The following is a 24404-nucleotide window of genomic DNA, read 5'->3' on the forward strand; positions in this document are numbered from 1 at the left end:
CCCGAGGGGACGGGCACGCAACCGGCAAGAGGGCAAGAGGGAAGGACAGAGCAATGCGGCTCGCTGAGATCTTCGAACGCGTCGTCGGAACCGACGCACCCATCCGGTTCACCGCCTACGACGGCAGCGGCGCGGGGGACCCCGACAGCGACGTGGCCCTGCACGTGCGGACCCCGGTCGCGGTGAACTACCTGGCGCAGTCCCCCAACGCCGTCGGTCTGGCCCGGGCCTACGTCTCCGGCCACCTGGAGCTGAAGGGGGACATGTACACCGCCCTCAGACGCATGGCGGACTTCGTCTTCGCCGACGGGTTCAGGGTCTCGGTGCGCGACGCGGTCGAGATCGCGCGGTCGGTGGGCTGGGTCAAGTTCGTCAACCGGGTCGCCCCGCCCCCGCAGGAGATGCGCCAGGGCCGCCTCAGCGGACTGGGCTGGCGCCACTCCAAGCAGCGCGACGCCGAGGTCATCCACCACCACTACGACGTCTCCAACGCCTTCTACGAGATGGTCCTGGGCCCGTCGATGACCTACACCTGCGCCGTCTTCGACGACGAGGACGGGGCCCGGGACCGGGTCGGCCGCTCCGACGGGGCCCTGGAGAGCGCCCAGTTCCGCAAGTACGAACTGATCTCGCGCAAGCTCGGCCTGGAACCCGGTATGCGCCTGCTCGACGTGGGCTGCGGCTGGGGCGGCATGGTCATGCACGCCGCCCGCGAGCACGGGGTCCGCGCGCTCGGCGTCACCCTGTCCAAGGAGCAGGCCGAGTGGGCGGCCAAGCGGATCGCCCAGGAGGGGCTGTCCGAACTGGCCGAGGTCCGCCACATGGACTACCGCGACGTTTCCGACGGCAGCTACGACCGGATCAGCTCCATCGGACTGACCGAGCACGTGGGGGCGGACAACCTGGCCTCCTACTTCGCCTCGCTCAACGACAAGCTCGTGCCCGGCGGGCGGCTGCTCAACCACTGCATCACCCGGCCGCGCAACGACCTCCCGTCCCTGAACCGCGGGGGCGTCATCAACCGCTACGTCTTCCCCGACGGGGAGCTGGAGGGCCCCGGCCGGATCCAGACCGCCATGAACGACGCCGGTTTCGAGATCCGCCACCAGGAGAACCTGCGCGAGCACTACGCCCTGACCCTGCGTCACTGGGGCGCCAACCTGGACCGCAACTGGGACGAGGCCGTCGCCGAGGTCGGCGGGGGCACCGCCCGGGTCTGGCAGCTCTACATGGCCGGATGCGTGCTCGGCTTCGAGCGCGACGTGGTGCAGCTGCACCAGATCCTCGGCGTCAAGCTGGACGGCACCGAGGCCCACGTGCCGCTGCGCCCCTGGTTCTGACCGGCCGACCCACCCGCCGCCGCGGCCCGCCGCCCGAGGCGGCGCCCGCACGAGCGCGTCGAAGGTCCTCCCCTCCCTGTTCGCCGGGGGAGGACCTTCGGCCTGTCAGGGGACCGGCGGGCCCGCTTCGCGGCATCATGGACCCGGGGCGTGTCCGGCGGACGCCACAACCCGCCGCGCGACCGGCGGGCTCCAGCCGGACACACCCCGGCCGCACACCCACCAGAAGGGACCACGACGTGTCCTCATCCTCCGACGGCAGCACCGACGGGACCACGCCCGCGCCCGACGCGCCCGACCACGTCAAGCGGACCGCGATCGACCTGATCGAGGCCTACGCGGACCGCAACCGACAGGAGCTCGACGCGGTCGTCCCGCGCGCCTCCGACGACGTCGAGGCCGTCACGTCCGAGCTCAAGGTCATCGCCGCCTTCCTCGGCCGCCGCGTGCAGCAGACCGGCGTGGTCTGGAAGCCCGCCGACTCCCGCGAGGCCGTCGCCCGCATGGTCGCCGAGATGCTCCCGCCCGAACTGGAGTTCGCCGTCTCCACCGCGTGGGAGGCCCACTCGGTCGGCGAGGAGGAGGCCGCGGAGCACTTCACCCGGGGCGACCCCATGGTCTACGTGCACATGCTCGCCGCCTTCGGCGCGGCCATCGGCCTGGCCGTGTACAAGCGCGCCGAACTCCTGTCCGTCCTGCGCCAGGTCACCGGACTGTCCGAGTAAGGGCGTGTGACCAAGGGACACACGGGCCCGAAGGGGCCCGTGGGACACGCCGTACCGGCCGCGACACTCCGGACATGCCCTGTCCCCTAACAGCTCAGACACAAAAGGCAGTGGTTTACTTCACTCGACGCGGTTCTTTACGTAGGTTTCCTACCAACCCTCAGGGGACCCTCGAAAGGAACGGGAGGCGTGCCGATGGCCCGCAGACGAACCCACAAGTACGTTCCGCTCCCCGCCGCCGTCGCGGCGCTGGTCCTGGCCGCGACGGCGTGCGGGAGCGGAGGAGGCGGGGCCTCCGGCTCCGACGGCCTCCTGGTCTGGATCATGCAGGGCACCAACCCCGACGAGACGGGGTTCTTCGAGGCAGCCAACGCCGCGTTCACCGAGGAGACCGGCATCGAGGTCGACGTCGAGTTCGTGCCCTGGCAGGACGCCCAGAACAAGATCTCCACCGCCATCGCGGGCGGCACCATGCCCGACGTCGCCGAGCTCGGCAACACCTTCACGCCCGGGTTCGCCGACGCCGGAGCCCTGCACGACCTGTCCGGCTACGGCGTCGACACCTCCCAGTACATCCCCGGCCTGATGGAGATGGGCCAGCTCGGCGAGGGCGTCTACGGCGTCCCCTGGTACGCCTCCATCCGCTCCGTCGTCTACCGCAGCGACGTCTTCGAGGAGCACGGCCTGGAGGTCCCCGAGAACTGGGAGGACCTGCGCGAGACCGCTCTGGCCCTGTCCGAGGCCGAGGAGGACATGATCGCCTTCCCCGTCCCGGGCGACGCCCAGTACTCGGTCATGCCGTGGATCTGGGGCGGCGGCGGGGAGATCGCCGTCGAGCAGTCCGACGGCACCTGGGTCTCGGAGATCGACAGCGAGGAGGCCCGCGCCGGGGTCGCGTTCTTCACCGATCTGGCCCTGGAGGACGGCACCTCCACCACCGGCGCCGTCAACTGGAACGAGATCGCCGTCATGGAGGCCGTCGCCGACGAGGAGGCCGCCATGGCCATCCTCGGCAGCGCCAACCCCAAGGCCATCCTGGAGGCCAACCCCGACCTGGAGGGCAGGCTCGGCTCCTTCACCCTGCCCGGCCAGGACGGCGGGTACATGCCCTCCTTCGCGGGCGGCTCGCTGCTGTCGGTCTTCGAGGGCACCGGCCAGGAGGAGGCCGCCTGGCAGTACGTCCAGCACCTGACCGGCGAGGAGTTCGCCATGCGCTGGGCCGAGGAGACCGGCTTCTTCCCGGGCGTGGTCGACCGGGTCGACACCTTCTCCTCCTCCGCCGACCCCATCCTGGAGCCCTTCGCCGTCCAGCTCAACGAGGCCAGCCGGGGCGTGCCCGTCACCCCCGCCTGGACCCAGGTCGAGGCCGAGAAGGTCCTGGTCGGCATGCAGCAGGACATCCTCAACGGCGAGGCCACCGTGGAGGAGGCCACCGAGAACGCGGCCAACGAGATCGAGCGCATCCTCAACGGGGGGTAGACACGTGCGAACACCGGTCGGGTTGGGCACCGCCAGCAGCGAACCGGGGCCGAAGGCCCGCCGCTCCGCCGAGCCGTCCCCGCGACGGCCCCGGCCGCGGCGGCGGGCGCCGCTCCTGGGCCAGCGCGGACGCAGGGCGCTCCTGCCCTGGGTGCTGCTCGCTCCCGCGCTGACGGTCATCGGACTGCTGCTGTTGCTCCCGCTCGGCCGGATCGTGTGGCTGTCCTTCCGCGAGTACCAGCTGCGCAACCTCGTCTCGGGTGAGTCCGACTTCGTCGGGCTCGCCAACTACGCCGCCCTGCTCACCGACCCCTACCTGTGGCGGGTCGCCCTGCTCAACACGGTGGCCTTCGCGGTGGTCGCGGTGGTCACCACCATCGTCGTGGGCACGCTGGTGGCGCTGCTGCTGGCCACGCTGCGTCCGGTGCCCCGGATCATCGTGGTCTCCTGCATCATGGTCGCCTGGGCCATGCCCGCGGTCAGCGGCACCTACGTGTGGATCTGGATCTTCGACGTCGACAGCGGCGTCGTCTCCCAGGCCCTGACCTCCCTGGGCCTGCTGGAGCCCTCCGGGTACAACTGGTTCGCCGACCGGCTGTTCTTCTACGCCATCGTCACGCTCAACGTGGTGCACGGGGGCTTCCCGTTCGTGGCGGTCACGGTCCTGGCCGGACTGCTCACGGTCCCCGGCGAACTGCACGAGGCCGCGCGCATCGACGGCGCGGGCGCCTGGAAGCGCTTCTGGCACGTCACGTTCCCGGTGCTGCGCCCGGTGTTCGCCGTGGTCACCGTGCTCTCCACCATCTGGGACTTCAAGGTGTTCGCGCAGATCTACCTCATGCCCGGCGGCGACGTGGGCGGCTCGGAGATGCTCAACCTGGGCGTGTGGTCCTACGTGCGCTCCTTCGGCCACAACGACTACGGCCTGGGCTCGGCCATCGCCGTGCTGCTCACCCTGCTGCTCCTGGTGATCACCGTGTTCTACCTGCGCGCGCTCTTCCGAGAGGACGAGCTCCGATGAGCACGGCGGCCTTCGCGGCCCGCTCAGCTGGCGGGGCCGTGGACCCCCGCCACCAGCTTGTCGCGGACGCGGCGCCAGTCGACCGAGGCCAGGGAGCGCCGGTCGAGGTCCTCGCGCACCGCGCCCATGGTCCGCAGGTCGTACTCGTCCAGCGGACGCCCGTCGTCGTTGTCCCGGTTGACCAGGTTCTCGACGTAGGCGTGCAGCAGCCGCCCGCTGGCGTCGCGCAGGGCGTGCCGGACGGCGCGGTCCCGGAAGCGCGCGTCATGGGGGATCCAGCTGATGACGACCTCGGTGGGGGAGGGCCCGGCGGAATCGCGCACGGTGCTACGCCACCGTCTCCGGCGACCCTGTCGACACGGCCATCACTCCTCCTCCGCCGCCGGGGTGCGAAGGACGTCCCGCCCCGGACAGTCGAGCAGTCTAACGGCCCCGTCCGAGCCCGGAACAACCGGATTCGGACCTCCGGTCACCGCTGAGGAAGGAACGCCCGTGGTCACGCGCACAGAGGCACCCGCCGCCGACACCGACTGGGAGGGCCGCGTCCGCGACGCCCGCCGCAGGGGTGACGTCCGGCGGACGGGACGGTTCCTGGCCAAGTCCGCCGGGGTGGCCGTCCTGCTGCTGTTCACGCTCTTCCCCGTCTACTTCATGCTCATCAGCGCGTTCTCGGACCGGGCCACCTCGGGGGCCGGGGCGCTGCTGCCCGCCGGGCTGTCCCTGGACAACTTCGTCTACGTGCTCACCGAGGCCAGGTTCGGCCAGTACATGCTCAACTCGCTCACGGTCGCCTGCATCACCGTGGCCGGAGCGTGCGTGCTGTCGCTGCTGGCCGCCGTGGCGGTGGCCCGCTTCCGCTTCCGTTTCCGCACCGCGGTGCTGGTGATGATCCTCATCGTGCAGATGGTGCCGCTGGAGGCGCTGGTCATCCCGCTCTTCCTCCAGGTGCGCGACCTCCAGCTGCTCAACACCATGCTCGGCCTGGGCGTGGTCTACGTGGCGCTGTCCCTGCCGCTGGCGGTGTGGATGATGCGCGGCTTCGTGGCCGCCGTGCCCGTGGAGGTGGAGGAGGCCGCCTACATCGACGGGGCCTCCTGGGGCCAGATGTTCTGGCGGGTGCTGTTCCCGCTGGTGGCGCCCGGCCTGGTGGCCACGGCCATCTTCTCGTTCATCGTGGCGTGGAACGAGTTCGTGCTGGCGCTGACCTTCATGACCCAGAGCGAGAACTACACGGTGGCGGTCGGCCTGCGCCAGTTCTTCGGCCAGTACGCCAACGACTGGGGGCACGTGATGGCCGCCTCCACCCTCATCACCATCCCGGTCATGGTCTTCTTCGTCCTCGTGCAGCGCTTCCTGGTCTCCGGGCTCGTCCAGGGAGCCGTCAAGGGGTGAGGGCGGGGCCGGTCCCCGGGGGGAAGGAGGACCGGCCCCGCCGCGCGGGGAGTCAGCCGCGCAGCTCGCGCTTGAGGATCTTGCCGGTGGAGGTCATCGGCAGCTCGGTGCGGAACTCCACCTCGCGCGGGTACTTGTACCCGGCCAGGCGCTCCTTGGCCCACGCGACGAGCCCCTCGGCGGTGACCTCGGCGCCCTCCTTGGGGATCACGAACGCCTTGACCTCCTCGCCGTGGGTGTCGTGGGGCACGCCCACGACCGCGGCCAGGCTGACCGCCTCGTGGGTCATCAGGACCTCCTCGACCTCACGCGGGTAGACGTTGTAGCCACCGCGGATGATCATGTCCTTGGACCGGTCGACGATGAAGTAGAAGCCCTCCTCGTCGCGGCGGGCGATGTCCCCGGTGCGGAACCAGCCGTCGCGGATCACCTCCGCGTTGACCTCGGGGCGGTTGTGGTACCCCTTCATCACGCAGTGCCCGCGCACCGCGATCTCACCCTCCTCCGCGGCCTCGTTCCACTCGGGGTCGATGAGCTTCATCTCCACACCCCACACCGGCAGCCCGATGGAGCCGGTCTTGGCCTTGACCTTGGGGTTGTTGAACGACACCACCGGGGAGGTCTCGGACAGGCCGTAGCCCTCCTTGATGCCCACGCCGAAGGTCTTGGTGAAGTCCTCGGCGAGCTGGCCGGGCAGGGCGGCGCCGCCGGAGACCGCGTCCACCACGTTGCCCGCGATCGTCTCCAGGTCGTAGGTACCGGGCTCGGCGGCCTGGACGGCGCCCAGCAGCCCCCAGTACATGGTGGGCACGCCCGCGAAGGCGGTGACGCCCTCCTTCTCCATGAGTCTGAGCGCCTCGGCGCCGTCGAAGCGCGGCATGAGGACCATCGTGCCGTGCCGGTACAGGGCCGCGTTGAGCATGACCGTCTGGCCGAAGATGTGGAACAGCGGCAGGACCACGAGGGCGACGTCGCGGCCGTCGGGGTGGGGCTCGACCAGTCTGGCGGAGCCGACCGCGTTCAGCAGCAGGTTGTGGTGGCTCAGCTCGGCGCCCTTGGGCTTGCCGGTGGTGCCGCTGGTGTAGATGATGACCGCTGTGTCTTCGGAACCGGCCTGCACCGTCTCGAACTCGCCGGGCTGGCCCTCCAACGCCTTCCAGAAGGTCTCGGCGCCGTCGATGGTCGACTCCGTGGCACCCGGGGAGGCGGGCAGGTCCACGTAGAACTCGCAGGAGTCCACCTGGCCGAAGGCCTCGAAGGCGCGTTCGCCCAGCGGGAGCTCCGGGGTGCCGGTGAAGGCGAAGAGCGCCCTGGCCCCGGAGTCCTCCAGGTGGTAGGCGATCTCGCGCGGGGTCAGCAGCACGTTCAGCGGCACGACCACCGCGCCCGCCTTGAGGGCGCCGAAGTACACGAAGGGGAAGTAGGGCACGTTGGGGCTGGCCAGCGCGATCCGGTCCCCCGGCCTGATTCCGCGCGCGACCAGCAGGTTGGCCACCTGGTTGGCGATCATGTTGGTGATCGCGTAGTTCAGGCGCAGGTCGCCGAAGACCAGGCACTCCTTCTCCGGAGCCGACCGGGCGCCGTCCTCCAGAAGCACGGACAGGTTGAGCATGGGGCCTCCCGCAGCCAGATGGGTCCAGTGAACGCACGACGATTCGGGGTGATGTGATCCGCATCGCGTGTTCTGCGCCACTTTGACGGCAGAGTAACAAACCGGCTGGTCGGTGTGGAGGGGGCGAGAGTCCGTAATCTCACCGATCTTCCGCTTTGCCCCCCGTGAGCCCGCCGCCGAGCGCGGGACGCGGCGACAGCGGGCCCGTCCGCACGGGGGAGCAGAGAGCGAGGTGCACCGCTCCGGGCCCGGGTCAGCGCCCCGGGCGCACCCTCACGGGGCGGGGAAAACCCGTCCGCGCCCCGACCCGCCAACCGCTAACCTGAGTCGTGTACACCCCGAACCGGCTAAGGAACACGTGGCGATGACAGCGGTAGACGGCGACCAGACGACGGGCGACACCTACGACGCCCGCGCCCTCCAGGACAAGTGGCAGGCGCGCTGGGCCGCCGAGCTTCCGTTCCAGGCCGACGAGGACCCCGCGGACAGCCGCCCGCGCTCCTACATCGTCGACATGTTCGCCTACCCCTCCGGCGACCTGCACATGGGCCACGCGGAGGCCTACGCCATCGGCGACGTCATCAGCCGCTACCGCCTCCAGCGCGGCGACAACGTCCTGCACCCGGTGGGCTGGGACTCCTTCGGCCTGCCCGCCGAGAACGCGGCCATCAAGAACAACTCCCACCCCGCCGAGTGGACCTACGCCAACATCGAGACCCAGGCGGCCTCGTTCCGGCGTTACGGCATCAGCGTGGACTGGTCGCGCCGCCTGCACACCAGCGACCCCGAGTACTACCGCTGGAACCAGTGGCTGTTCACGCGCTTCTTCGAGCGCGGACTGGCCTACCGCAAGGACGGCCACGTCAACTGGTGCCCCCGGGACCAGACCGTGCTGGCCAACGAGCAGGTCGTGCAGGGCAGGTGTGAGCGCTGCGGAGCCGACGTCGTGCGGCGCAGCCTCAATCAGTGGTACTTCCGCATCACCGACTACGCCCAGCGCCTGCTGGACGACATGGACCAGCTCGACGGCGGCCGCTGGCCGGACGAGGTCCTGGCCATGCAGCGCAACTGGATCGGCCGCTCCACCGGAGCCGACGTCCACTTCGCCATCGAGGGCCGCGACGAGCCCGTCACCGTCTTCACCACCCGGCCCGACACCCTCTACGGGGCCACCTTCTTCGTCGTGGCCGCCGACGCCGACCTGGCCGACGAGCTGTGCGCGCCCGAACAGCGCGAGGCCTTCGACGCCTACCGCTCCGACGTCGCCAAGCTCTCCGACATCGAGCGCCAGGCCACCGAGCGCCCCAAGACCGGCGTGTTCCTGGGCCGCCACGCGATCAACCCCGTCAACGGCGAGCGCATGCCCGTGTGGGCGGCCGACTACGTCCTGGCCGACTACGGCCACGGCGCCATCATGGCCGTGCCCGCGCACGACCAGCGCGACCTGGACTTCGCCCTGGCCTTCGACCTGCCGGTCCGGGTCGTGGTGGAGACCGGCGAGCCCGACCCCGTCGAGACGGGCACGGCCACCGCGGGGGAGGGCGTCCTGCGCGACTCCGGCCCGCTGGACGGCCTGGCCAAGACCGAGGCCATCGCGCGCATCATCGAGATCCTGGTCGAGCGCGGCACCGGACAGGGCACGATCAACTACCGTCTGCGCGACTGGCTGCTCTCCCGCCAGCGCTACTGGGGCACCCCCATCCCGATCATCCACTGCCCCTCCTGCGGCGAGGTGCCCGTCCCCGACGAGCAGCTGCCCGTCACCCTGCCCGAACTCAAGGGCGCCGAGCTGGCCCCCAAGGGTGTCTCGCCCCTGGCCGCGGCCACCGAGTGGGTCAACGTCGACTGCCCCTCCTGCGGAGGCCCCGCCGAGCGCGACACCGACACCATGGACACCTTCGTGGACTCGTCCTGGTACTTCCTGCGCTACTGCTCGCCGCGCCTGGACACCGCCCCCTTCGACACCGAGGCCGTGGAGAAGTGGGGGCCGGTGGACCACTACATCGGCGGCAGGGAGCACGCCACGCTCCACCTGATGTACGCCCGGTTCTTCACCAAGGTCCTGCACGACATGGGCATGGTCTCCTTCACCGAGCCCTTCCGTCGCCTGACCAACCAGGGCCAGGTCATCAACCAGGGCCGAGCCATGTCCAAGTCCCTGGGCAACGGCGTGGACCTGGGCAAGGAGATCGACGCCTACGGCGTGGACGCGGTCCGGCTGACCATGCTCTTCGCCTCCCCGCCCGAGGAGGACGTGGACTGGGCCGACGTCTCCGTCGTCGCCGCGCAGAAGTTCCTCAACCGCGCCTACCGGGTGATGAGCGAGACGGGCGCGGCCAGCGCGCCGGGCACCGACCCCGCCAAGGGCGACACCGACCTGCGCCGCACCACCCACCGAACCGTCGACCAGATCACCTCCCTGGTCGAGTCCCGGCGGTTCAACGTGGCCATCGCCCGCACCATGGAGCTGGTCTCGGCCGCCCGCAAGGCCATCGACTCCGGTCCCGGCGCCGCCGACCCGGCGGTCCGCGAGGCCGCCGAGGCCGTGGCCGTCGCCCTGTCCCTGTTCGCGCCCTACGTGGCGGAGGAGGGCTGGGAGAAGCTCGGCCGCACCGGCAGCGTCGCCGTCGGCAACTGGCCCGAGGTCGATCCGACCCTGCTGGTGCAGGAGTCCGTGACCTGCGTGGTGCAGGTGCAGAGCAAGGTCCGTGACAAGCTGTCCGTGGCGCCCGACATCGACCCGGCGGAGCTGGAGCGGCTGGCCCTGGCCTCGGAGAAGGCACAGGGCTTCATCGGCGACAAGCAGATCCGCAAGGTGGTCGTGCGCGCGCCCAAGCTGGTGAACATCGTCGTCGGCTGACCAGGCACACCAGAGGCGGCGGCCGCGTGCAGCGGCCGCCGCCCGTGTGCGGTCGGCGCGGTGACCGACAGGGAGGCGGTGGCCGGGTGGGTCCCCTCGCACGGGTGGCCGTGATCGGCGCGGGCACGGTGGTGCTGTCCGCGGTGGCGATCGGCGGCGGACTGTGGCTGTCCGGGGACGACCCGGGAGTGCCCGAGAGCGGCGACGCCCACGCCGCCGCGCCCGGGTGCGCGGTGGTCTCGGACGCGCTCGTCACCGGCCTGGTGCCAGGCGCGGTCCTGGAGTCCTCCGAGCACGGTCCCCTGGCGGACGGCGACAGCACCACGTGCTCGTGGTCCTCCGCCGGTCTGGCCGAGGGGTCGCAGGGGGTGCTCCGGCTGGACCTGTCCGCCCGTTTCACCGACACCACGGGAGAGGAGCCGGTCACCGGCGCCCAGCGGGCGCGGGAGGCCTACACCGCCCTGGTACCGGCGCGCGGCGAGACCGTGGAGCTGCCCGTCGGGGAGGGCCGGGTATGGCGCGGTCAGGTGCCCGGCACCGCGGAACTGGCCTTCCCCACCGACAACCTGCTGGTACGGGTGTCCTACGCCGGGACCTCCGGCACCGAGCCGGTCGGCTTCGGCGAGGCCCGGGACCTGGCAGTGGAGTTCGCCGTGCAGCTCGGAGAGGCCCTGTGAGCGACCAGCACCCCGATGCGTGGGACCCCGAGCAGCCCCAGGCACACCAGCCTCCGCAGGCGTCTCAGCCTCAGTCCCAGCGGGAGCACGAGGTGCCACAGCCGCAGGGGCCACAGGAACCTTCGCAGCCGCATGCGGAACAGCAGTCGCCTCAGCCGCCCCAGGCGGCACAGCCACATGGGGAACAGCAGCCTCCGCCGCCTCAGGCACCACAACCCCACGGACAACAACAGGCCTACCACCCCCACCAGGCCCCGCAGGGGCAGTATCCGCCGCCCCCCAACCCCCCGTGGCAGCAGCCCCACCCCCAGCAGCCCGCACCCGAGGTGGTGGCCTCCGTCCAACCGCAGAGCCGGGGCTGCGCCACCGCCGCCCTGGTAGCCGCAGCCCTGGTGCTGGCCGTGCTCGCCGCCGGGGCGATCTGGTACGTGGTGGCGCGCGACAGCCCGGAGACGGGCGCCTTCGGGGCGGCGCCCGAGTGCTCCGTCGCCGAGACCGGGACGCTGGACGCACTGGTGCCCGGCCACGAGCTGGAGGTCGAGGAGCCGGTCGGCGGCGCGCAGGAGGCGTTCGGCTCGGGCTGGCAGTGCCGGTGGGCGACCCCCGGCGGCCCGGGCGAGCAGGTCCCGGCCACCGCGACGCTGGTGGCCGTGGCCGCCCCCGACCCGGGCGGCGTCACGACGGCCGTCGACAACCTGCGCACCACCACCTCCCGGTACGAGACGCAGGAGCTGGAAGGCGTCGGCGAGGAGGCGGTCGCCTGGGTACAGGAGGACCCGTACACGGTCGCCTGCGTCGGCGCCCGGGTGTCCAACCTGTACCTGGAGACCTGTTACAGCGTGGCGGCCAGCTACGACGCGCAGAACCCGGGAGACCGGGAGCGCATGGTCGCGGGCGCCGAGGAGCTCGCGCTGTCCGTGACGGAGGCGCTGCCGGACTCCATTCCCGAGTGAGGCCCCGGCGCGGCTACCAGGCCGTGCCCAGGAACTCCTCCAGCGCGGGCGCGACCTCCTCGGCGAAGGGGCGCTGCTCGTCCAGGACCGTGGCCCCGGGCTCGTCCCGGTAGCGGCGGAAGACGTGGTCGGTGTCGGGGACGTCCACCCGCCGGGCGCCCTCCAGACCGGTCATCAGCCGGTCCACGTCCTCCCGGGAGACCTGCGTGTCCTCCTCCCCCCACAGCACCAGCACCGGGGTCCCCCCGGGCAGGTCCTCCGCCAGTTCGACGGGGTCGAAGGCGTCCATGTAGGCCAGGAAGTCCTCGTTGGCGAGGGTGTAGACACCGAGCACGCCCCCGCTGGGCATCTCCACGTCGCTGAGCGCACGTCCGGATCTGATCGCGGCCCGTCCGGCGCGGGCGTCGGAGAGCAGCTGGACCACCTGTCTCTCCTCCACCTGGCCCGAGGCCTCGACGGTACGCATCTGCTCGGTGAGCTGGCGGTCGACCAGGTCGAGGTAGCGCGTACCGGGAGGCGCGGCGAGTACGAGCGCGGGGGAGGGGTGCTCCGCACCGATGAGCTCGTGGGCGCGCAGCGCGTACAGGGCGCCCTCGCTGTGCCCGACGACGACCACCCGATCGGGGTCCACCTCGGGCTGGGCGACGAGTTCCTCGTAGGCGGCCGCGACCTGCTCGTCGAAGATCACGGGGTCCACAGGTGCGATCTCGCCGGGACCCGGCGTCTCGAAGTCCGGACCGCTGCCGTACTTGTCGTAGCGCAGCGAGGCCACCCCGACGTCGGCGAGCACGCGGGACAGGTTCTGGTTGGTACCGGCGTTGGGGCGCACGGAGCTGTTGCCGTCGCGGTCGGTGGGACCGCTGCCGGAGATGATGAGCGCGCCCGGAACGGTGCCGGAGACGCCCTCGGGCGTCCGGAAGGTGCCCGACACCTCGTGCCCGCCGCCCTCGAAGGCCACCTCGCGCTCGACGCCGCCGACCCCCGGTGCCTCGGCGGCCCCGTCGTCGGCGGGGGCGCAGGCGGCGGTGGACAACAGGGCGGCGCTGACCGTACCGACCAACGCGGTACGCCAGCGGGCGGCGGGGGAGGAGGCGCGTGTGAACACCTCCTCAGACTAGCGGCCCGCGCCCGTCGGCCCCGCGTCGTCCACAGGGGAAGCGCCCCCGATCCCTCCGAGGGGAGAGGGACCGGAGGCGCGGGTACGCGGGCTCTCAGACGCGGCGCATGACCGCGACCACCTTGCCGAGGATGGTGGCGTCGTCGCCGTTGATCGGCTCGTAGGCCTCGTTGCGCGGCATCAGCCACACGTGGCCGCCCTCCTCGCGGCGCAGCACCTTGACGGTCGCCTCGTCGTCGAGCAGCGCCGCCACGATGTCGCCGTTGTTGGCGTCCTGCTGCTGGCGCACCACCACCATGTCGCCGTCGGTGATGGCGGCGTCGGTCATCGAGTCACCGACCACGGTGAGCATGAACAGGCGCCCCTCGCCCACCAGCTGACGCGGCAGGGCGAGCACGTCCTCCACCGACTCCTCGGCCAGGATCGGACCGCCGGCGGCGATCCGGCCGACCAGCGGCACGGCGGCGGCGCGCGAGAGGTCGATGTCCTCGGGGACCAGGGTCCGCCCCGAGGCGCGCCCGGGCGTGCGCAGCTCGACCGCGCGCGGCCGGTTCTGGTCGCGGTGCAGGTAGCCCTTGCGCTGGAGGACCTTGAGCTGGTGCGCCACGCTGGACGGGCTGGACAGGCCGACCGCTTCCCCGATTTCCCTTATCGACGGGGGGAAACCCCGCTCCCGGACATAGCGCTGGATGCAGTTCAGCACGCTCTGCTGGCGCGCGGTGAGTTTGGGGGCTTCGGGCGTGGACCCGCCCGCGTTCTCCGTTGGTGCGAGAACGGTGGCGGTATCTGCGGTTCCGGGATTCTCCTCCGGCACGGCCGGGCCTCCTCGGCATTCGGTTCGGTCAGGGCCTGCTTGTGTGACTGGCCACCCCCGGTCCGCGACCGTGCCGACCTGGGGGTCCACGTGATGGCGAAACCGGTGTGAAATCAAGGTCAACTTTAGTCGTTGCACACGGTGATATCAAACAAGCGTTCGAGGCCGGGGACAATTGCCGCAGCGCGTATTCGCGGTCAATTTCCGGCCTGCACTTACGTGTGTACACGCGTTCACGCGCTGTTGTCCCCGGAATGTGCGAACGCGTGCCCGCGACAGCGGTTCCGGCCAGGTGCGGGGGTCTTATCCTGGGGCGTCGGATCGACCGAAATCCCGGTGACACCGGGATTCCGGCGCCCGCCGCCGGGGCGCGGCGGCTCCGGTCGGCGACGCTATCCTTGACCGCGGTGCCGGGTCCCCGGAGCAGCCCGACCGCGCCGACTCCCCCGCCCCACCCCGCCGCCGCGGGTCGCGATGCCGCGCGGCCGCTCGGCCGTGTCGGAACACACCCGTGCCAGGGTTGCGGCGGGTCAGGAAGAAGTCTAGGTTCGACCACAACATCTGGTGTTTCGACAGGAGTGGTTGCCCAGAAGTTGTGGTTTAGTGGTACCTAGGCGTTGTCGTCCGGTGAGAGAAGCAGGTGAACCAGGGTGCACTGTCCGTTCTGTCGCCATCCGGACACCAGGGTGATCGACAGCAGGTCCACCGACGACGGCGCGGCCATCCGGCGCCGCCGGTCCTGCCCCGTCTGCGAGCGCAGGTTCACCACCCAGGAGACCGTCCTGCTGATGGTGGCCAAGCGCTCGGGGGTCACCGAGCCCTTCAGCCGGACCAAGATCATCGCCGGGGTTCGCCGGGCCTGCCAGGGCCGTCCCGTCTCCGAGGACGCCCTGGCCAAGCTCGGCCAGCAGGTCGAGGAGGAGATCCGCGGCCGCGGCGTGGCCGAGGTCCCGGCCCACGAGATCGGCCTGGCCATCCTCGGCCCGATGCGTGACCTGGACGAGGTCGCCTACCTGCACTTCGCCAGCGTCTACCGCGGCTTCGAGAGCCTCTCCGACTTCGAGGCCGAGATCGCCAGCCTGCGCCAGGACCGCGAGGCCGAGACCGACAAGGGCGCCGGAACCGGCGACCGGAGCGGCGCCACCACGGGATAGCGCCCCCGCGGACGCACACCGACCGCGCGGGGCCACACCACTCCCGGGACAGAGGACGCCGGGCACGGTCGGTGACCGTGCCCACGAGTGAGGGGAGAGCCGGCGATGACGGAAACCGCCAGCGGCCCGGCCGGACGCAAGGGCAAGGGAAGCCGCAAGGGGATCAGGGTGAAGCGGGTCTTCACCTCCCCGGGCACGCACCCCTACGACTCCCTGGAGTGGGAGCGCCGCGACGTCGTCATGACCAACTGGCGCGACGGCACGGTCAACTTCGAGCAGCGCGGAGTGGAGTTCCCCACCTCCTGGTCGATGAACGCCACCCAGATCGTGGCGAGCAAGTACTTCCGCGCCGCGGTCGGCACCCCCGAGCGCGAGTGGAGCCTCAAACAGCTCATCGACCGCGTCGTCGGCGTCTACACCGAGACCGGCCGCGAGCACGGCTACTTCGCCTCCGCCGAGGACGCCGAGGTCTTCGACCACGAACTCAAGCACGCCCTCGCCCACCAGCTGTTCAGCTTCAACTCCCCGGTGTGGTTCAACGTCGGTACGAGTGCAAAAGCCCAGGTCAGCGCGTGTTTCATCCTCTCTGTGGACGACACCATGGAGTCGATCCTGGACTGGTACAAGGAGGAGGGGATCATCTTCAAGGGCGGGTCCGGCGCGGGTGTGAACCTGTCGCGCATCCGCTCCAGCAAGGAGCTGCTCTCCTCCGGCGGGACCGCCTCCGGGCCCGTCTCCTTCATGCGCGGCGCCGACGCCTCGGCCGGGACCATCAAGTCCGGCGGCGCCACCCGCCGGGCCGCCAAGATGGTCGTGCTGGACGTCGACCACCCCGACATCGAGGACTTCGTCGAGACCAAGGCCCGCGAGGAACACAAGATCCGTGCCCTGCGCGACGCCGGGTTCGACGTCGACCTCGGCGGCGACGACATGTTCAGCGTCCAGTACCAGAACGCCAACAACTCCGTGCGGGTCTCCGACGCGTTCATGCGCGCCGTGGAGAGCGGCTCGGACTTCGGCCTGACCTCCCGTACCACCGGCGAGGTCGTCGCCACGGTGGACGCCAAGGAGCTGTTCCAGCGCATGGCCAGGGCCGCCTGGGAGTGCGCGGACCCGGGTATCCAGTACGACGGCACGATCCAGGACTGGCACACCACGCCCGAGAGCGGACGGATCAGTGCCAGCAACCCGTGTTTCCCGGCTGATCAGCGCGTGCTGACGGATCGCGGACACATACCGATCGGTGATCTGGTCAAGCGCGCGGCCCAAGGCGAGACCTTCGCCGTGTACACCAACGACATCACCGCCGAGACGGACGCCCAGAACGCTGTGGTGGCGACAACCCCCACCCAGTACATGGTCACTGGGACCAACGAGATCCTCGAACTGCGTTTCTCTGACGGCTCTCTCCTGCGCTGCACCCCCAACCACCGTCTGTGGACCGAGAACCGCGGCTGGGTGCACGCTGAGAAGCTGCTTTCTGATGACCAGGTTGTCCGGTCCTTCCAGTACGCGCCTCGTTCGAACCCGGTGCTGCGGATTCCCCGTGCGGCCCTGGAAGCCGTACGGAAGGCGGCGGCCTCGCCGGGTGTTCGTCCTCTGCACCTGCCGGAGAAGTGGGACGAGGATCCCGACCTCGCGCACTACCTCGGCTGGCTCGTGGGGGACGGCTCGGTCGGTGACCAGGCGGTGGTGACCGTCTACGGCACGGTCGAGGAGCAGGAGAACGTCCTTCCCCGGCACCAGGCGCTCATTGAGCGCCTCACCGGACACCGGAGCAAACCGAGCCTCCAGTCGAACGGGACCCAGCAGCTCAGGATCACGCGTCGCACGATGGTTGAGTTCGTACGAGCGCTGGGCCTGGGCGCCCGCGCTGCGGACAAGTCAGTGCCGCCGTCGCTCTTCGAGGCACCCGAGGAGACCGTGCTGGAGTTCCTCCAAGGACTGTTCGACGCGGACGGGTGCGCGGTCGACCAGAAAGCCAGCGGAACGCGCTACATCGGTCTGGGCAGCCGTTCGGACCAGCTCCTGCGCGATGTCCAGGAACTCCTCGCCCCGTTCGGCATCGCCAGCCGTGTCTACATGACCTGCGAGAGCAAGCCGGACTCGTTCTCCTACACCCGCAAGGACGGGTCCACGGTCACCTACAGCAGTGACGGTCCGTTCTTCGACCTTCGGATCTCGGCCCAGTCCATGCAGGAGTTCTCCGCTCTCGTCAACTTCTCCCTGGAGGGCAAGAGCGAGAAGCTCCGAGAGGCGTTGGACTTTCGCCGTATGTACAGGACGAGGACGACCACACGCCTGCTCTCCAGGCGTTCCGCGGGATTCGAGACCACATACAACCTGACCGAGCCGCGCAACCACTCCTACATCGTGGGCGGCACCATCGTCGCCAACTGCTCGGAGTACATGTCCCTGGACGACTCGTCCTGCAACCTGGCCTCGATCAACCTGCTGAAGTTCCTGAGCGAGGACGACACCTTCGACGTGGAGCGCTTCACCGCGCTCACCGAACTGGTCATCACGGCGATGGACGTCTCCATCACCTTCGCCGACTTCCCCACGGAGAAGATCGGCGAGACCACCCGCGCCTACCGGCAGCTCGGCATCGGCTACGCCAACCTGGGCGCCCTGCTCATGGCGACCGGCCACGCCTACGACTCCGAGGGCGGGCGCGCCGTCGCCGCCGCCGTGACCTCGCTGATGACCGGCACCGCCTACCGGCGCAGCGCCGAGCTGGCCGGGGTGGTCGGCCCCTACGACGGCTACCGGCGCAACGAGCAGGCCCACAAGCGGGTCATGCGCAAGCACGCCGCCGCCAACGACGACCTGCGCACCGTCGGAACCCTGGAGGAGCCGGTCCACGCCGCGGCCACCCGCGAGTGGGCCGAGTGCCTCAGGATCGGCGAGCGCAACGGCTGGCGCAACGCCCAGGCGAGCCTTCTCGCGCCCACTGGGACCATAGGCTTCATGCTCGACTGCGACACCACCGGCATCGAGCCGGACTTCTCGCTGGTCAAGTTCAAGAAGCTGGTCGGCGGCGGCTCCATGCAGATCGTCAACCAGGCCATCCCGCGCGCGCTGGGCAACCTCGGCTACCAGGACGAGCAGGTCGAGGCCATCGTCGAGTACATCTCCGACAACGGCCACGTCGTGAACGCGCCCGGCCTGCGCACCGAGCACTACGAGGTGTTCGACTGCGCGATGGGGCGCCGCTACATCCGGCCCATGGGCCACGTGCGGATGATGGCCTCGGTGCAGCCCTTCCTGTCCGGCGCGATCTCCAAGACGGTGAACGTGCCGGAGGAGGCCTCGGTCGAGGACTTCGAGCACATCTACTTCGAGGGCTGGCGGATGGGCCTGAAGGCGCTCGCCGTCTACCGCGACAACTGCAAGGTGGGCCAGCCGCTGTCCACCGGCGGGACGCGGGAGAAGGAGGCTGAGCCCGAGGTGCGGACCGTCGAGGTGCACCGGCCGGTCCGCCGCCGCCTGCCCAAGAAGCGCCCGAGTGAGACCACGTCGTTCTCCGTGGGTGGGGCCGAGGGCTACATCACCGCGGGCTCCTACCCGGACGACGGCCTGGGCGAGGTGTTCATGAAGCTCGGCAAGCAGGGGTCCACCCTGGCCGGGGTGATGGACGCCTTCTCCATCGCGATCTCCATCGCCCTCCAGTACGGGGTCCCGCTGGAGACCTACGTGGACAAGTTCACGAACATGCGGTTCGACCCGGCGGGCATGACCGACGACCCGGACATCCGCATGGCCCAGTCGGTGGTGGACTACATCTTCCGCCGCCTGGCCCTGGACCACCTGCCCTACGAGGAGCGCGCCGCGCTGGGGGTGCTGTCGGCCGCCGAGCGCCAGGCGCAGGTGGCGGGGGAGGACCCGGCCCAGGTCGCCACGCAGGTGGAGTCCTACGCCCAGTCCGCGGCCACCCGCGGGGCGGACGCCGCCGAGGAGGCTCCGGCGGCCCCGGTGGAGGAGCCGCACGCGGCGGCGGAGCGGCCGACCCGGGCGCACTCCACCGCGGAGCTGATGGAGGGTAAGGGCTTCGTGGCGGACGCTCCGCTGTGCGTGACCTGCGGTACCAAGATGCGTCCGTCGGGCAGCTGCTACGCCTGCGAGGGCTGCGGGGCCACCAGCGGTTGCAGCTGATCCGCGGCGGACGGACGGCGCGGGGAGGGGGCGGAGCAGGGTGCTGCGCGCGGCGCCGTGCCCCGCTCCGCCCCGGGCAGGTGTGGCGTTGCCGCAGGTGATGCGTACGCACCGTGTGCCCTGTGCTGTGACGGTGCGGCGTGCGCGCGGTCCTGTCGCCAGCATGAGTACGTCACGTACTTGACGTACTTGACCGACGATGGCACGCTGGGGGTACGTCCCGATGGAGGTATCGCCATGACGACCGTGCACTACGACAGCTACACCGAGGCCCGCGCGCATCTCAAGGCGCTTCTGGACGCGGCGGAGAGAGGCAGAGTCGCCACGGTGCGCCGTGACTCGGCCAGAACGGCGGTCGTGGACGTGGAGAGACTGCGCCACTACCTCGCGACGGTCACGTCGTCCCGTGCGCAGGTGGTACCCGAGGCCGAGGGATGGTCCGTTTTCATCCCGGGGCTGCCCGTCGCCGCGGACGGAGCCTCCTTCGACGAGGCCCTCACCGAAATGGTCGATGCCCTGCGGGAGTACTCGGAGGACTGGCAGGACCACCTGCTCGACGCGCCCAACCATCGCGAGAACTGGGGGCTGGTCCAGTTGATCAGCCTCAGTGACGACGAGCAGCTCCGCGACTGGCTTGTGGGGAAGGTACGGTGAGCTGGCCGCGACCCACGCGCGAAGACCACGACCGCTTCTGCAAGACGGAAGGGTGGCGGCTGGTACGCGACGCCCGTGGTGGCACGGGCACGCACCACATCACCTACGAACTGCATCTACCGGACGGTCGAATCCTGAGGACCCGGGTCTCCCGGCCTGCGGACAGGACCGACTACGGCAGGAGTATGTGGGCGCATGTCCTCCGGGACCAACTCGACGTCGACGAGGCCACGTTCTGGTCGTGTGTCCGGGACGGAGCCATGCCTGCCCGTGGAGCGCCCGCGCCTTCTCCAGGGGCTCTGCCCGCGGACCTCGTCCACCTGCTGATCTCCAATCTCGGCCTCGACGAGGCCGAGATCGCGGGAATGAGCAAGGAGGAGGCCGTCGGTAGACTCCAGCGGTACTGGATCGAGGGCTGCTGACGGACGGCGCGGGGAGGGGGCGGATCCGCACCCCTCCCCGGCGCACGGGTCCCGTGTCAGCCGCGGTCGCAGTCCCCCGACGCGGCCGCGACCGCGGCGGTCACGGCGGTCACCCCCAGCACGGCGGGCCAGGCGCCGACCTTCTTCGCCAGCGGGTGGGACAGCCCGAACGCGCCCACGTACACGCCGGTGAGCGCGACCGCCGTGCCCACCCCCGAGCGGCGGCGCCAGGTCTCGAAGGCCGCGGCGCCGAACGCGGCCAGCACGGCTCCGCCCAGCGGGCGGTTGCCCGTCGCGCGGGCCACCGTGTAGCCGCCGATCAGGCCCGTGGTGGTCAGGACGGAGCTGGGTACTGCGGGCATCGGTGGGGTCCCCTCTCGCTGCGGCCGGAGCCGGTGGCTGCGTGCGCCAACGACGTTATCCGCCGCCCGGCGGCGGTGCCATCCGGCCCGCGCGGGCCGGTCCCGGGGGGCGTCCCCGTTACGCTCCGGTGTACAGCCCTGGGTTCCGGACGCGTCCCATGACAGGGTTGGTGCTGTCCGCTACGGCCCCTCCGGTCACGAAACAGGCTCCCACCTGGAACCGGACCGCGGTACGCGACGTCGTAGCCGATAGTTCCCGACCTCCGACCAAGGAGCCCATGCCTATGTCGTTCGCGCAGACCGTGCGCGGCGCGGCCGGTGCCGTCGCCCAGGGGGGCGATCCGCGCCAGGCGGTGTCCGACGCGCTGCAACAGGCCACCGAGGGCGGTGGCCTCGACCCCAGGGACTTCGTCGCCGCCCGTGAACAGGGTGACTCCGTCGGCACCCGCATCGAGCAGAAGAGCACCTCCCTCAACAACGCGGGCGAGGCGATCAACCGCAGCTACTACGAGCGCGGCGACGGCGGGCCGATCCACGTCATCTGCCCCATGGTCATCCCCCGCGGGCGCACCTTCGTGACGATGCTCCCGGCCATCGCGCTGGTCGCCCTCGGAGTGGTGGGCGCCGTCTTCGTCCTGGTCCCCCAAGCTGTCATCGGTGGAAACCCCCTGGTCAACCCCGTCTTCGGCATCCACTACTGGCTGGTCACCATCGCGGTGGCCGTGTTCATGTGGTGGCGCCAGGGCATGGTGATGGTGCCGGAGGGCTGCGAGGCCATCGTCACCCGCTTCGGCAAGATGGAGAACGTCTTCAAGGCCGGGCGGGTCACGCTCTTCAACCCCTGGAAGCGCGTCTCCTACATCGTCAACACCACCCGCGAGTACCCCTTCAACGCGCCGATCCGCTCGGCACCCACCAAGAGCGGTGTGCAGGCCTCCATAGACCTGTTCGTGCAGTTCCGGATCGTCAACGCCACCGACTTCGTCTACACGCTGGGCGGCGTGAACGGCTTCCAGGAGAAGCTGAACAACGCGATCAGCGAGACCACCCGGAGCCTCATCTACGAGCAGCAGGCCTCGGCCATCTACGACATGGTCGGCGACAACACCCAGAGCCTGGTGGAGCAGCTCAACCGCCAGTTCAGCGGGATCGTGGAGCTGACCAGCGCCAACATCACCCACGCCGAGCCCTCCAACCAGGAGTACCGGATGGACCTGGCGGCACCGGAGATGGTCCGCGTCGCCAAGGACGCCTACACCTTCGAGTACGAGCTCCAGCTGCGCAAGGAGCAGAACGAGGGTGACCTGAACAAGGAGCTGGCGACCCTCAACGAGACCCTGTCCGCGATCCAGGCCGACATCGCCCAGTACCAGGCGCAGATGGACACCGCCCTGGAGCGCGAGACCAACCGGGCCCGCTCCCTGGCCCACCAGCGCTTCGTCGAGGCCGAGTCCGAGGCCAACGCCAACGCGGCCCTGTTGCAGGCCCAGGCCCTGGACATCCGCGCGGTCAGCGCCGCCGACGCCCCCGAGATCCTCAACTACCGCTTCCGCGAGACCCTCCTGGACAAGCTGGAGGGGGTCGCCGACAGCCTCCCGCAGGTCCTGCGGATCGGGTCGGGTGACTCCGCCAGCGTCGACTACCTGCGCATCGCGCAGGAGATCATCGGCCAGGCCGACACCGCCCTGTTCTCGCAGGAGGACATGGAGGCCATCCGTTCCCGCCTCGGCGCCATCCGGGGCCGTATCGCCGAGCGCGAGCAGGAGATCAGTGCGCTGGTCCGGGACGCCGACGACCCCAGGGCCGAGCGGGGCCGGGGCGAGGACCCGGGGGAGGAGTTGGTGGAGGAGATCCGCCAGTCCGTCTCCGAGCAGGCCATCGACGAGCGCATGTCCGAGGCACCCCAGGCGCCTCAGGCAACCCAGGAGTCCCAGGAGTCGCACGGTCGGCGCGAGGCCCCGCAGGAACAGGACCCCGCCCGGCCGTCGGTCGGCGCACCGCCACCCTCGGACGCCCCCCAACGGTCCCCCGAGGACCCGCCCCCGCCGCCGTGGTCGCGCGGCACCCAGGGCTTCGGCCCCGACGAGGGAGGTCAGTAGATGAGCCAGTCAGTGAACGCCGGCGGCGGCTCCAGCATCAAGGAGTCCCTCGCCTCCTGGGGCGACCTGGCGGGTCTGCTACGCGGCGGCGACCAGGGCGCGATCGTCCCCGTGGTCATCCCGCGCGACAACCGCGGCCTGCGGTGGACCGTTCTGGTCTGGTTCGGCCTGTTCGCCCTGTGCGCGGCGCTGATGATGGCCCTCAACGCCTCGGCGGGCGGGTTCGCCTTCGGGGTCGCCTACGTCGTGCTGGCCGTGCCAACCCTGATCGTCGGCCTCCTCAGCATCGTCGTGGCGGGTCTGTGGTGGTGGCGCAGCTCGATCGTCGAGATCGAGGAGGGCACGCACGGCATCCTCACCAAGTACGGCGCGATCGTGAAGCCGATCGGCCCGGGCCGCCACTACCTGTGGCACCCGTGGTCGCGGGTGGACTTCGTGGTGGACACCCGCACGGAGATCCCCTACACGGCGCCGGTCCTGGCCTGTCCCACGCGGGAGAACGTGCCGCTGAAGTCGATCGAGTTCTTCCTCAAGTTCCAGATCACCGACCCGATCCGGTTCGTGACGATCATCGGCGCGAGCAACTTCGACCTCGTGCTCTCCAGCGCGGTGCAGGACGCCATCCGCCAGCGCAGCCGCCTGGTCAACACCGAGTCCGCCTACGACCTGCGCGGTTCCAACGTCGAGGACATGCGCCGCCTGCTCAACGGGCAGCTGGAGAAGTACGGTGTGCGGATCACCGGCTGCAACATCCCCGACGTGCAGCTGCCCAGCCAGTACCAGCAGCACCTGTCCACCCGGGAGCGGGTGGCCAAGGAGCTGGTGGCCTACGAGCAGGAGTGGGAGCTGACGCGCAAGCGCCGGATCGACACCCTGCTGATGGACATCGAGCGCTCCAAGAAGACCCGTGACGCCAAGATCGTCGAGGTCAACGCCTCCCTCAACAAGGCGCGCAAGGACGTGGCGCAGATGCTGGAGGAGCAGGAGACCGAGGCGCAGCGGGTGCGCTACGAGATCGAGACGCGCGGGCGCGCCGACCTGGTGGCCGCCGAGAACGAGGCGAAGGCGCAGGAGCGCCTGGCCACGGCCTACCGGGACAACCGGGCGGTGCTGGAGTACGAGCTGGCCCGCCGCCGCCTGGACGTGGGCGCCACCCTGGCCGGGCGCGCCCCGCGCCCGGTGGTGGTGCAGACCGAGGCCGGTGCGGGGGACGGTTCGGCGCTGTCGACGCTGCTGACCGCGCAGTTGCTGCCCCAGGTGATGGAGGGCCGGGGCGCGCGGGCGCCGCTGGGCGGGTCGGGCGGCTCGGGCGGGGCCAGGGACGTCCTGGACTCCGCGCAGGGCGCGATCTCCGCGGCCGCCGAGCGCCAGCAGCAGATGGCCGACGAGTACCAGCGCCAGCAGGGCGCCGCGATGCGTGAGCAGTTCGAGCGCGGTGAGGGGTACGGCGGGCAGGGGCGCAGCTAGCCCCGACGGCTCCGCCCCGCGGCCGGACCGCTGGGCGGGACCGGAGACGAGGTGGGGACCCGCGACCGGGAGCGGTCGCGGGTCCTTCCTCTGTCCTGGGC

19 protein-coding genes are annotated in these 24404 nt (G+C 70.6%); 14 read left to right on the plus strand and 5 right to left on the minus strand.

What is annotated here, in order from left to right:
- Positions 1-53 precede the first annotated feature (53 nt).
- From ACSIH6_RS02345 to ACSIH6_RS02360, 4 genes are all read left to right on the plus strand, one after another.
- Positions 54-1340, plus strand: a complete 1287-nt coding sequence (locus tag ACSIH6_RS02345) for a class I SAM-dependent methyltransferase (protein ID WP_435106069.1) — start codon at positions 54-56, stop codon at positions 1338-1340.
- A 239-nt stretch (positions 1341-1579) separates the two neighbouring features.
- Positions 1580-2065: a hypothetical protein gene (locus tag ACSIH6_RS02350; protein WP_435106071.1), complete on the plus strand. Its 486-nt coding sequence runs from the start codon at positions 1580-1582 to the stop codon at positions 2063-2065.
- Between the two features lie 195 nt (positions 2066-2260).
- A complete protein-coding gene (locus ACSIH6_RS02355; RefSeq protein ID WP_435106072.1) occupies positions 2261-3544 on the plus strand; it encodes a sugar ABC transporter substrate-binding protein in 1284 nt (427 codons plus the stop codon).
- Positions 3545-3659: 115 nt separating this feature from the next.
- Positions 3660-4565: a carbohydrate ABC transporter permease gene (locus ACSIH6_RS02360; RefSeq protein ID WP_435106268.1), complete on the plus strand. Its 906-nt coding sequence runs from the start codon at positions 3660-3662 to the stop codon at positions 4563-4565.
- A 23-nt stretch (positions 4566-4588) separates the two neighbouring features.
- On the opposite strand, the gene ACSIH6_RS02365 is transcribed toward ACSIH6_RS02360, so the two are convergent.
- Positions 4589-4888: a hypothetical protein gene (locus tag ACSIH6_RS02365; protein ID WP_435106074.1), complete on the minus strand. Its 300-nt coding sequence runs from the start codon at positions 4886-4888 to the stop codon at positions 4589-4591.
- 169 nt (positions 4889-5057) lie between these two features.
- On the opposite strand from ACSIH6_RS02365, the gene ACSIH6_RS02370 reads away from it, so the two are divergent.
- Entirely contained in the window at positions 5058-5957 is a 900-nt protein-coding gene (locus ACSIH6_RS02370; RefSeq protein ID WP_061078901.1) for a carbohydrate ABC transporter permease, read from the plus strand.
- Between the two features lie 52 nt (positions 5958-6009).
- On the opposite strand, the gene ACSIH6_RS02375 is transcribed toward ACSIH6_RS02370, so the two are convergent.
- The gene (locus ACSIH6_RS02375; RefSeq protein WP_435106076.1) at positions 6010-7569 is read right to left on the minus strand and encodes a long-chain-fatty-acid--CoA ligase; all 1560 of its coding nucleotides are present in this window, start codon (positions 7567-7569) and stop codon (positions 6010-6012) included.
- Between the two features lie 364 nt (positions 7570-7933).
- Here ACSIH6_RS02375 and leuS point away from each other — a divergent pair, with 364 nt between their 5' ends.
- From leuS to ACSIH6_RS02390, 3 genes are all read left to right on the plus strand, one after another.
- A complete protein-coding gene (gene leuS, locus ACSIH6_RS02380; protein WP_435106078.1) occupies positions 7934-10429 on the plus strand; it encodes a leucine--tRNA ligase in 2496 nt (831 codons plus the stop codon).
- Between the two features lie 86 nt (positions 10430-10515).
- Positions 10516-11106 carry a hypothetical protein gene (locus ACSIH6_RS02385; RefSeq protein ID WP_435106080.1) on the plus strand — a complete coding sequence of 197 codons (591 nt, stop codon included), beginning with the start codon at positions 10516-10518 and terminating at the stop codon, positions 11104-11106.
- Between the two features lie 326 nt (positions 11107-11432).
- Entirely contained in the window at positions 11433-12059 is a 627-nt protein-coding gene (locus tag ACSIH6_RS02390) for a hypothetical protein (protein ID WP_435106082.1), read from the plus strand.
- Positions 12060-12072: 13 nt separating this feature from the next.
- On the opposite strand, the gene ACSIH6_RS02395 is transcribed toward ACSIH6_RS02390, so the two are convergent.
- Positions 12073-13164: an alpha/beta hydrolase family protein gene (locus ACSIH6_RS02395; RefSeq protein ID WP_435106084.1), complete on the minus strand. Its 1092-nt coding sequence runs from the start codon at positions 13162-13164 to the stop codon at positions 12073-12075.
- Between the two features lie 106 nt (positions 13165-13270).
- Positions 13271-13990: a transcriptional repressor LexA gene (gene lexA / locus ACSIH6_RS02400; RefSeq protein WP_435106086.1), complete on the minus strand. Its 720-nt coding sequence runs from the start codon at positions 13988-13990 to the stop codon at positions 13271-13273.
- Positions 13991-14640: 650 nt separating this feature from the next.
- Between lexA and nrdR the strand changes: the two genes are divergently transcribed.
- The 4 genes from nrdR (at position 14641) to ACSIH6_RS02420 (ending at position 20375) form a co-directional block, all read left to right on the plus strand.
- Complete coding sequence (gene nrdR, locus ACSIH6_RS02405) at positions 14641-15144, plus strand: transcriptional regulator NrdR (RefSeq protein WP_435106088.1); 504 nt, start codon at positions 14641-14643, stop codon at positions 15142-15144.
- A 105-nt stretch (positions 15145-15249) separates the two neighbouring features.
- A complete protein-coding gene (locus tag ACSIH6_RS02410; protein ID WP_435106090.1) occupies positions 15250-19299 on the plus strand; it encodes a vitamin B12-dependent ribonucleotide reductase in 4050 nt (1349 codons plus the stop codon).
- Positions 19300-19536: 237 nt separating this feature from the next.
- The gene (locus ACSIH6_RS02415) at positions 19537-19953 is read left to right on the plus strand and encodes a prevent-host-death protein (RefSeq protein WP_435106092.1); all 417 of its coding nucleotides are present in this window, start codon (positions 19537-19539) and stop codon (positions 19951-19953) included.
- The gene (locus tag ACSIH6_RS02420) at positions 19950-20375 is read left to right on the plus strand and encodes a cytotoxic translational repressor of toxin-antitoxin stability system (RefSeq protein ID WP_435106094.1); all 426 of its coding nucleotides are present in this window, start codon (positions 19950-19952) and stop codon (positions 20373-20375) included. The genes ACSIH6_RS02415 and ACSIH6_RS02420 overlap by 4 nt, the downstream gene beginning before the upstream one ends.
- A 56-nt stretch (positions 20376-20431) precedes the next feature.
- On the opposite strand, the gene ACSIH6_RS02425 is transcribed toward ACSIH6_RS02420, so the two are convergent.
- On the minus strand, positions 20432-20737 hold the full coding sequence (locus ACSIH6_RS02425) for a hypothetical protein (RefSeq protein WP_435106096.1): 306 nt from the start codon (positions 20735-20737) through the stop codon (positions 20432-20434).
- Between the two features lie 284 nt (positions 20738-21021).
- Between ACSIH6_RS02425 and ACSIH6_RS02430 the strand changes: the two genes are divergently transcribed.
- Together ACSIH6_RS02430 and ACSIH6_RS02435 are read left to right on the plus strand one after the other, a co-directional pair.
- Positions 21022-22836, plus strand: a complete 1815-nt coding sequence (locus tag ACSIH6_RS02430) for an SPFH domain-containing protein (RefSeq protein WP_435106270.1) — start codon at positions 21022-21024, stop codon at positions 22834-22836.
- Positions 22837-24303 carry an SPFH domain-containing protein gene (locus ACSIH6_RS02435; protein ID WP_435106099.1) on the plus strand — a complete coding sequence of 489 codons (1467 nt, stop codon included), beginning with the start codon at positions 22837-22839 and terminating at the stop codon, positions 24301-24303.
- Positions 24304-24404 lie beyond the last annotated feature (101 nt).

It is taken from the genome of Nocardiopsis synnemataformans, from assembly GCF_965343085.1.
Classification (GTDB): Bacteria; Actinomycetota; Actinomycetes; order Streptosporangiales; family Streptosporangiaceae; genus Nocardiopsis; species Nocardiopsis alborubida.